Origin of the sequence: Bradyrhizobium sp. CSA207, from assembly GCF_029051685.1 — a bacterium.
Classification (GTDB): domain Bacteria; phylum Pseudomonadota; class Alphaproteobacteria; order Rhizobiales; family Xanthobacteraceae; genus Bradyrhizobium.
Genome location: NZ_JAACFT010000042.1, coordinates 57,501 through 67,573 on the forward strand (window position 1 = coordinate 57,501; position 10,073 = coordinate 67,573).

The following is a 10,073-nucleotide window of genomic DNA, read 5'->3' on the forward strand; positions in this document are numbered from 1 at the left end:
CCATGCGTGCGTTGCTTCGTCCCGCCCTCACCGCGTTCGGTGTCGCGTGCCTGATATCCGCAGCATCGGTTACCTCCACCGGCACTGCGTTCGCGCAGGCCAAGCCGCAGCAGGCGCCGAGCCAGGCTGCGCCCGCAGAGGCTCCCGCCCTCAAGCAGATCGCGCTGACCGACAAGCAGATCGACGGCGTGCTCGCTGCGCAGAAAGACATGGACACGATCACGGAAAAACTTGCCGAGAACACCGCGCCCGACCAGAAAGTGATCGCCCAACTCGATACCATCGCCAAGAAGCACGGTTTTGCCGGCTACGACGACTACAACAACGTCGTCGACAACATCAGCCTCGTGCTCGGCGGCTTCGATCCCGCGACCAAGAAGTATGTCGGCGTCGAAGCCGTGATCAAGGCGCAGATCGCGCAGGTCCAGGCCGACAAGAAGATGCCGGCGAAGGACAAGAAGGAAGCCGTCGACGAACTCAACCAGGCGCTGAAGATGCCGGCGCCCCAGGTCGAGAACAAGGCCAACATCGATCTGGTCGGCAAGTATTACGACAAGCTGATCGCAGCGCTCGGCGACGATCAGGACTGAGGTGGCTCTCGACACGGTCGATTGTTGGGGGGCCGCTCCGGCGGACGCACAGCGCCTGCCAAGCCCACAACTGTCATGCCCCGCGACCCGGCTACGCCAAGGCTTCGCCGGGGTTGAGGTCCAGGGGCGCCGAAGCTTTAGCGAAGGCGGCAGGCGGGGCATCCAGTACGCCGCAGCGGATGACGTGAGAGCGAGACCTCCAACGTAGGCCTCTGCAATACCGGATCGCCCGGTCGAGCCGGGCGATGACGACAGATGAATGTTGTGGCAGAGCGCTACCGCGCGTCTGACGACGTGCAAAAAAGCCCTGGAGAAATCTCCAGGGCTTTCGTCGTTTCAAGGTTCATTGTTGCCGCGCCGACCGCCGGGCGGCCCCGTGGCCACGTGAGGATCGCACCCGAGCCCCGAAAATCCTTGACGGCAGCCGATTGCAGATTTAGGAATCGATCAATTCCTAAATAAGGCATTCCTGATGATGGCCATGTCGCCTCGACGTTCCCGTGGTCGCCCTCGCGAGTTCGATGAAGCGCAGGCGCTCGACGGCGCCATTGCCCTGTTCAGCGCCACCGGGTTTTCCGCTGCGTCGATCGCCGACCTTCAGGAGGCGACCGGGCTCACGGGAGGCAGCCTCTACAAGGCCTACCATGACAAGGAGGGCATGTTTGCGCATGCGCTCCAGCGCTATGTGGCCAGCCAGGAGCAGCGCATCAGCGACATCATCGGCGGCTCGGAAACCGCAGCTACGCGGATTATGCGCCTGATCCGCCTCTATGCCGAGCTGAGCCGGGGAGCCCAGGGACGCAGAGGGTGCATGGTCGTGGGCGCGGTCACGGAGCTCGGTCAACTTGGTGACACCGCCGAACTCGTCCGGACCATGCTGGTTCGGCGTCGCGCAATCTTGTGTCAACTCATTGCGGAGGGACAGCGCGACGGATCGATCTCGGCGCTGGAACGGCCTGAGGACGTAGCCGACGCCCTGCTCGCGCTGTTCTCTGGCATGCGCTTGCTCGGCAAGGCCCAGCTCTTCCCCAAGGACCACGAGGCGTTCGTCGGCCTCGCGCTCAAGCTCCTCGGTTGAGTCTATCGCGCACCTCGACCGCCCGGCAGCGGACGAACTGAAACCGAAATGAGGACACCATGGATCTAGCGATTGCCGACAAGACCTACATCGTCACGGGCGGAACGGACGGTCTTGGCCTTGCGACCGCCGAATGTCTTCTTGCCGAAGGCGCAAAGGTGCTCGTCACGGGTCGTACCGAGGAGAAATTCCTGAAGGCCCAGGCATCACTGAAGCGAGGCGCCGACAAGCTCGCCTTCCTTGCCGCCGATAACATAGATCCCGAATTGCCCAAGCGCCTGCATCACGCCGTGGTCGAGCGATGGGGGCGGCTGGACGGCCTTCTCGTCAGCGCGGGCGGCCCTCCCGCGGGCAAGGTGCTCACGACGGGTGACGAATCGTGGCGGCTGGCCTTCGAAAGCGCCTTCCTGGGCACCATTCGCCTCGTGCGCGACCTGGCACCAATCATGTCCGATGGCGGAGCGATAGCGTTCGTCCTGGCGATCTCCGCCAAAGAGGCTGCGCTGAACCTGCCGATATCGAGCGGCCTCAGGCCAGGCCTCGCCATGCTGACCAAGAACTTCGCCGACGAGCTCGGTCCTCGCAACATTCGCGTGAACGCGCTGTTGCCGAACCTGTTCGCGACGGCTCGCATCAAGGCCGTTCTTGGCGACAAGGAGCCTCCGATATCCGACATTGCGCTGAAGCGGATTGGCGATCCTGCCGAGTTCGGACGCGTTGCGACCTTCCTGCTGTCTCCCGCAGCCTCCTACGTGAACGGTGCAGCGATCAGCGTCGACGGCGGACAATTGAAGTCACTGTAGCCAGGATTGAAGCGCGTTGCGTAGAGCCGACCCGCACATCGATCAACAAAGCTGTCGTCCCGGCGAAGGCCAGGACCCATTACCCCAGGAGTCCGTCGGGAAAGTCGGTTGTTGCCACGGCAGCGGTTCACAATGCGCGCCTGTGGCAATGGGTCCTGGATCGGCGCTCGCTATTGACTCACGCTACGCGTGGCCAGGCGCTCACTTGTCCAGGACGACCACGGGAGATTTGCACCAATTTGCTTGAACAAACAAAAAGCCCCGGAGACATCTCCGGGGCTTTCGTCGTCTCGAACCTCACGCCTCGTTCAACGGTTCACGTCCTCGTCCGCCGCCTGGCACGATCATGTGCACGTGCGGGTGGTGGGTGAGCGCCGAGCCCCAGGTGTGCAACACAGAGGTGATGCCGATTCTGGCGCCTGGGAAGCAGCGGCGTGAGACGGTCCAACGGGCTCATGACGTCGCGGATCGTCTTGGTCGCAACCCGGGTGTAGAGCGCCGTAGTCTCGAGCTTGGCGTGGCCGAGCAGAACCTGATCACCCGAATGTCGATGTTCTGTTCGAGCAGGTGGGTGGCAAAGCTGTGGTGCAAGGTGTGCGGCGTCACCCGCTTCGTAATCTCCGCGATCTCGGCCGCAGCGTGGCAGGCGCGCGTGAGCTGGCGCGTCGTCATCGGGTTGGCCGGGTTCTCGCCCGGAAACAGCCAACCCTGCGGCCGTGCGATGCGATACCACTCGCGCAGAAGATCGAGCAGCACCGGGGAAAGCATGGCATGGCGATCTTTGCGGCCCTTGCCCTGCTCGACGCGCAACATCATGCGTTGGGAATCGACATCGGACACCTTCAGCGAGATCACCTCGGAAACGCGCAGCCCGGCGCCGCAGGCGACGCTCAGCGCCGCCTTGTACTTGATGCTCGGCGCAGCCTCGAGAAAGCGCGCAACCTCCTCGGGGCTCAAAACAACCGGCACCTTGCGCGGCTCGTGCATGAACGCCAGCTGCTTGGCGAGGTCGGGACGATCAAGCGTCACATTGAACAAGAACCGCAGCGCCGAGACGGTGGCGTTGATCTTCGGCGTGCCCGCGCCACACGATGCCAGATGCAGCCGGAAGCCGCGCACATCCTCTGCTTTGGCCGCGTCGGGAGAGCGGCCGAGAAACGCGGCGAACTCCTTGACCCTTTGCACGTAGTCATGTTGGGTCTTCGGCGCGAAGTTGCGGATCGACATGTCTTCGATCATGCGCCGGCGTAACGGGCTCACGGCCTGGTCGGTCATGGAGGTGCTCCTGTCTTGAGTGAGGTTTGCAGTTCCTCGATCTCAAGACAGGACGTTTCCGCACGCTACGCCCTCGATAGTCGCTAGATGCCCGCCCCAAGCGCCCTACCGCGCGAGCGGTTTAGTCCTCTGACTCCAAGCCGACGTTCTGAGCCGCTGGCGATCACAGCGGGGCTTCTGCCGCCGAGAACGGTCGTTTCGCTCCGCGGTCCTGCAGTCTTATACCGCCGACATGGGGTCGACGTGTCCGGAGGGAACAGTTTCGTCTGGTTCTACAGGCAGCGTGAACTGAAAGATGGCGCCCCGAGGTTCATTTGCGCCAGCCCACATCCGTCCGCCGTGCGCCTCAATGATCGAATGGCAGATGGCCAGACCCATGCCCATGCCCTTGGATTTCGTGGTGAAGAAGGGATCGAAGAGGCGGTCCATCGTCTTCGGGTCCAGTCCCGGACCAGAATCCCGCACGCTGACGAATACGTCGTTCGAGGTATTTCTGCCGGTGCTGATCAGCAGCTCCCGCACCCCATCGCCCATTCCGCCCATCGCCTCGACTGCGTTGATGATCAGGTTGAGGATCACCTGTTGGACCTGGACCCGATCCGCTTGAATCGGTGGAAAGCCCTCCGCAAGTTGCGTCCGCACCAGGACGCCATTCTTGGCCGCTTCGACACGGGTCAGGGCGATGACTTCAAGTACCGCCGCGTTGATCTCCAACGCTACCCTCTGCTGAGGCGCCTTCTTGACCTGGGCTCGGATCCGCCCGATGACATCGCCGGCTCGCAGACCGTCGCTGACGATACAATCGAACATCTGCCGGACCTGCTCCAGATTCGGCGGCTGGGCAGCCAGCCAGGACAATCCAGCCTCGGCGTTGGTAACCGTGGCGGTGATCGGCTGGCTGACTTCATGGGCGATCGAGGCCGCGAGCTGCCCCATCGTGGTGACGCGATTGGCGTGCGCGAGGTCCGCCTGCGCGGAGCGCAAGGCCTCTTCGGCTCGCTTGCGTTCGGTGATGTGCCGCCCGACGCCGCGGTAGCCGACGAAGCGCCCCGTCTTATCGAACACCGGCAGCCCCGCAACGGACACATAGCGCTTGCTGCCGTCGCGGCCACGTCTAGCGAGCTCAAAATCACGGAACGACAGATGGGCATCGAGCGTTTCCCGGTGCTTGCGCCAGGCCTCTGCGTCAGGCTCCAGGTAAGGCACTTCCCAGCGCGTCTTACCGATCTCCGAGTCCGCCGCCGGCGCGTCGGCAAGGCTCTCCGCGAATTCCTGGCGGGTAAAGCGATGCTGTGCGTCGGTCTCCCAGTACACGTCGAAGGAGAATTGCACGAGGGTGCGAAAGCGCTCCTCACTCTGCCGCAACGCCTCTTCCGCCCGCTTGCGCTCGGTCAAATCAAGGATGAAGCCAACGCCTTGATTTGTACCCTCTTCGAACATCGCCCCACCGATCAGCACGGACACACGGCTTCCGTCTTTACGCAAATACTCCTTCTCGAATGGCGCGAGCGTCCCGATCAGCTCCAGCTCCGCGATGTTGCGTGCGTCGAGGTCGCGCCATTCCGGCGGCGTCAGCATCGTACGGTGCAGGCGTCCCGCGGCGAGATCCTCGCGGTCGTAACCCACGATACGCAGAAACGCGTCATTGGCCTCAAGTATGCGACCTTCGAGGTTCCAGATCATGACCCCTATGATGTTGGAGTCGACGAGGCGTCGAATCTTCCTGTCGCGCTCCAGGAGATCGCTGTGGAGCTGCACGTTCTCCTCGGTCGCCTTTCGCCGCCGCTTCGCCTCGAGCCGCGCGAGTGCCATCGCGGTCCCCACCAGGACGGCGCCGATGAAGCCGGCTGCGAGGGTAAGCCGCGTCCTGCGTCGTTCGAGTTCCCCGGCGCGCTTCTCCCAACCTACGAGCTGAAAACGCTCAACGTCCTGCAACAGGTCGATTTGCAGTCGGATATCGTCCATGCCGCGGATCATTGCCTGGGCCGCCTGCCCGGATACGCGGGCCGCCGTTTTGACGAGGTCGTCGATCTCACGCAGCTTTTCTGAAATGATCAGAGCCAGATGTCCGGCGCGAAAACTCTGTAACGGATCGCTTGCGACCAGAGCCTGGAGCGCCTCAGTCTCCCGTCGTACGCTTTCGTCCGAGACGCCGTAAGCCTTGAGATAAGACGGGTCGAGGGTGAGCAGATACCCGTGCCTTTCAGCCTCGAGATCGACGATGATCGTCCGAAGCCGATCAAGCGTGTCAATGACCTGGCCGGCGTGCTCGAGCGAGAGATTGACCGCCTCGCGGTCACGCCAGTTTTGGAGACCGAGAAATCCGGCCACCGCGGACAACGTCAGAAGCGCTGCAATCACAGGGATCAGCGGTCGCGCAAACCATCGCGAAAAATGGCTCCGAGCAAAAGCTGACATCGGCCTCGTGTCTTCGGTGACCGCCCGGCGGTCGCATGATAGAACAGCGGGCAGCGCATGCGCGCAATGATAGCACATGCGCGTTGGCACGGGAGCCGGAACCCAACATTCCCGGCCGTGCATCCCGGCTTCGCAATGGCGCGAACTGACGGAACGGATATGGCTCAGCTTCGCATCCTGTGAATGCCATAGCTATGGGAGCACCATCATGGATGGAAACTCATCAAGCGGTCGCGCGCCCGTCAGCCGGCGCAGCTTCGTCAAGGGATTGGGCGCTGCGGGAGCAGTCTTGCCGGCCTTCACCATGTTACCGCGCACGAGCTTGGCCGGGGATGACCAGGCCTATGCCAGCGCCGCAATCGACTGGAAGCAGTTTGCGGGGCAGACGATCACGCTCGCAGGTGCGATCCATCCCTGGTCCAATGCGATCACGCCGCTGTTGCCGGATTTCACCAAGCTCACCGGCATCAACGTCGTGACCGACTTTGCACTGGAAACCACATACCTGAGCGCGATCCCGATCAGGCTCGCACGCGGCAGCCATACACCTGACGTTTGCATGTTCGCCACTTACGGCCAGGGCATCTCCGGAGGATGGCTCGAGCCGCTGAACGCTTATTATTCCAAGAAGTCGCTGACCGATCTTCCTTGGTATGACGAGAGCGATCTTCTCAAGACCGCCCGGACCTTCTCGCTGTGGCCGGACGGCGAGAGATACGGCTTTACAATCACGTCCGAGGCGATGACCCTGTTCCTCAACAGCGAAATGTTGGCAGCCAAGGACTTGCCGGCTCCCCAGACTTTCGACGAACTGCTCGCGACCGCCAGGGCAGTCAAGACCGATGCGATATCGGGAATCGCGATGCGAGCCCAGGCGGGCGGCAATTCCAGCCCGGCGGCCATGGGTTTCGTGTTCTCTTACGGTGGCGCCATGATCAAGGACAATATGGCCGCTTTCGCGACCCCGGAGGCGATCGCGGCCATCGACATGTACGGACGGCTGCTCCGCGAGGCCGGGCCTATCGGCGTCGGCAGCTATGAATGGTACCAGGTGCTGGACGACTTCCTGCAGGGCAGGACAGCAATGGCAATCGACAGCAGCAACTTTGCGACCGACATCTCCAATCCAGCGAAGAGCCATGTCGCCAAGCAGGCGGGGTTTGCAGCCTTTCCGCATCTCCCTGGCCGCGAACCCATCCCTTTCATGTCGCACTGGCAGGCGTGCATCAACTCCAAATCAAGGAACAAGCAGGCGGCTTTCCTGTTCCTGCTATGGGCAACGAGCAAGCCGACCTCGTTGCGGACCGCAGCTGCGGGGCTGGCAACGACACGGCTGTCGGCCTGGTCGAGCGAGGCTTTCAGTAACGCATTCGGCCGGCAAGCCACCGAGGCAGCACTGAGCAACTTGCAAAACGCCGATGTCGATCGCGCCAAGGCGATCCTTTTCCACCCGCAATCGAGACCCATCCAGGATGTCTTCATGATCGGCGTTAATGAAGTCGTGTCCGGAGCCAGATCGGCAAAGGATGCAATGATCGCCGCGGCTGAAAAGGCCAATGCCGCGATCCGCAGATAATGGAGCCGTCCGAAGTAGTACGCGCGTCATGGCTCGCGCGAGTAGGGCGTGATTAACGTCGGCTGCCCGATGGACGGCGGACCTCATTGCCGACTGTGGCTCACAGCCGAGTGTGACTCGGGGCGGACGTTCCTAATCCAAAACAGGCGTCGTGCGGGGGAGCGTAGAACAGGCCGCTCTAAGCTAACGCCAAATGAACCGGCCGTTCCATGTAGCCTCACCCCTTCCACCCCGCCTTACGCAAACCTTCAATGAGGTGAGCGTGGTCTTCTGGCCGAAACCACGGAGCTCTGTTGCGGACATACATATCTAATGCCCCCGGTGCGCGCGAGACGGCCTTTTCCAGTTCTTCCTTCGCTTCCGCTGTGCGGCCAAGCTGACCCAGCGCCGCCGCGGACCAACGGTAGATCATCGGAAAATTGGGATACGACCGGATCAGGCGTTTTGCGGCCTCGATCGAAGCCTCGTATTCGCCGCAGAAATATAAACCGCACGCAATGTGCAACAAGCGGACTGCCAGATAGGGATCGCGGGGATCGAGCCTGATACACACGTTGAGAGACGTGACCCCCTCCCTAGGCCGTCCGGCAAAGATCAGCGTCGCGCCGCGATGGCCATGCGCGATCGCCAGATTTGGACTCATAGAGAGAGCTCGCTCGATCTCCGCCAACGCATCGTCAGCCTCGCCGCGTGCTTGCAAGGCCCAGCCAAGGCACGAACGGGCTTCGGCATCGGCACCATCGAGCGCGACCGCCCGGCGGGCCAACGCCTCCGCCGAGCGTTGCGCGTCTCGTAGGCCAATCTTCTGGTAGAGCGCGGCCGCTTGCAGCTGGTACAGAGCGAGCGCGCTGTAGCTGCTGCTGAAGGTCGGGTCTAGATCGATCGCCTGTCTGAAGAATTTCTCTGCGCTCTCATCGTCCTCTGCGGTCGCTTTGCTCAGATGCCACAGGCCGCGCTGATAGGCTGCCCACGCATCAAGGCTCCCCGGTGGCCTGCGCATGGCGCGTCGGAGCTCGGCGTCTGCAATGGCGGGGGCGAGCGCAGTCGTCAGCGCTTGAGTAAGCTCATCCTGCACGGCGAAAATATCCGCGAGATCGCGGTCGTAGCGTTCGGCCCACACATGATTGCTGGTCGCCGCCTCTATGAGCTGCGCGGTCACGCGGATCCGGCTGCCGGCCTTGCGCACGCTACCTTCAAGCACGTAGCGGACGCCGAGCTCGCGCCCGACCTGTCTCACATCAACCGCTCGCCCTTTGTAAGTGAACGACGAGTTCCGCGCGATGACGAACAATGAGGGATAGCGCGATAGCGCCGTGATCACATCTTCGGCTATACCGTCGGAGACGAATTCCTGCTCGGGGTCGCCGCTCATATTGGTCAGCGGCAGCACGGCGACAGACGGCTTGTCAGGCAACGCGAGCGCCGGAATCTCGCGTTTGGGCGTCGCAGTCCGCGGGCCCCGGTCGATGATGATGCGGTAAACGTGGACAGGCCGGGCGATGTTCTTCAGAGTTTGCTCACCCGCTTCCTCAACGTCGAACGGCACCTTGTCGCGCGCGTGATTGAAGACAGTCTGAGAGATACAGATGCCGCCGGGTTCGGCGATGTTCTCGAGCCGGGCCGCAATGTTGACGCCGTCTCCAAAGATGTCATGGGCTTCGACGATGATATCACCGATATTGAGCCCCACACGGAAGAGAATGCGCCTGTCTTCCGCGTCGTCGCAGCTAAGTTCGTTGATGCGGGACTGGAACTGCATGGCAGCCCGCACCGCTTCGACCGCACTTGGAAACTCAGCCAAAAACCCGTCGCCGGTGTTCTTCACGATGCGGCCGCCGTGCTGCGCAATTGCGGGCTCGACACCTCCGGCGAGGAGTGCCGTCAGCTTGGCGTGTGTAGCCTCTTCGTCATTGTGCATGAGCCGAGAATAGCCAGCCACGTCGGCGGCCAAGATCGCTGATAATCTACGCTCGACTCGGCCCCGCTCTTGCACCATGGCCCGCACCCGGCCCACCAACCCACCATACTCTACGACGGATCAGAGCGCAGCGCCAAACGCGCTTTGACGGTTTCGGTCATGCGCTAAGTTGAAACGTCAACTGTGCTGACCCGGGGTGCGCCTGAATAGAGATCGAATGCGGGCCGCCAATGTCCGCCTTCTGGCCCAGGCCGTGTGAAAACGTTCTGTTTCCGGTGATTCGCGCGATAGGATTCCCTGCACTTGCGGGGACGTCCAATGAAGCGCTTTGTTGAAGGGGTGGATCGCGGGCAGAGCATGCTGTTTCCGGCATCGCTCGATGACTATGTGACCGTGGATAATCCAGTGCGAGCGG

General features: G+C 62.3%; 6 protein-coding genes and 2 pseudogenes. 4 read left to right on the top strand and 4 right to left on the bottom strand.

What is annotated here, in order from left to right; translation table 11 throughout:
* The first annotated feature begins 2 nt into the window (after positions 1–2).
* The 3 genes from GWG65_RS34460 to GWG65_RS34470 all read left to right on the top strand — a co-directional run bounded on the left by GWG65_RS34460 (position 3) and on the right by GWG65_RS34470 (position 2,471).
* Complete coding sequence (locus GWG65_RS34460) at positions 3–590, top strand: hypothetical protein (protein WP_275199881.1); 588 nt, start codon at positions 3–5, stop codon at positions 588–590.
* Between the two features lie 472 nt (positions 591–1,062).
* Entirely contained in the window at positions 1,063–1,668 is a 606-nt protein-coding gene (locus tag GWG65_RS34465; RefSeq protein ID WP_275199882.1) for a TetR/AcrR family transcriptional regulator, read from the top strand.
* Positions 1,669–1,727: 59 nt separating this feature from the next.
* Positions 1,728–2,471: an SDR family oxidoreductase gene (locus tag GWG65_RS34470; protein WP_275199883.1), complete on the top strand. Its 744-nt coding sequence runs from the start codon at positions 1,728–1,730 to the stop codon at positions 2,469–2,471.
* Between the two features lie 327 nt (positions 2,472–2,798).
* Here the strand turns inward: GWG65_RS34470 and GWG65_RS34475 are convergent.
* The 3 genes and pseudogenes from GWG65_RS34475 to GWG65_RS34485 form a co-directional block, all read right to left on the bottom strand.
* Positions 2,799–2,891, bottom strand: a pseudogene (locus GWG65_RS34475) (transposase); the annotation flags it as partial.
* Between the two features lie 16 nt (positions 2,892–2,907).
* Positions 2,908–3,746, bottom strand: a pseudogene (locus GWG65_RS34480) (tyrosine-type recombinase/integrase); the annotation flags it as partial.
* A 219-nt stretch (positions 3,747–3,965) separates the two neighbouring features.
* Entirely contained in the window at positions 3,966–6,164 is a 2,199-nt protein-coding gene (locus GWG65_RS34485; protein ID WP_275199884.1) for a PAS domain S-box protein, read from the bottom strand.
* Between the two features lie 208 nt (positions 6,165–6,372).
* Here GWG65_RS34485 and GWG65_RS34490 point away from each other — a divergent pair, with 208 nt between their 5' ends.
* Positions 6,373–7,740: an extracellular solute-binding protein gene (locus GWG65_RS34490; protein WP_275199885.1), complete on the top strand. Its 1,368-nt coding sequence runs from the start codon at positions 6,373–6,375 to the stop codon at positions 7,738–7,740.
* 217 nt (positions 7,741–7,957) lie between these two features.
* On the opposite strand, the gene GWG65_RS34495 is transcribed toward GWG65_RS34490, so the two are convergent.
* Positions 7,958–9,691 (bottom strand): adenylate/guanylate cyclase domain-containing protein, encoded by a 1,734-nt coding sequence (locus tag GWG65_RS34495; protein WP_275199886.1) that lies wholly within the window; start codon positions 9,689–9,691, stop codon positions 7,958–7,960.
* Positions 9,692–10,073 lie beyond the last annotated feature (382 nt).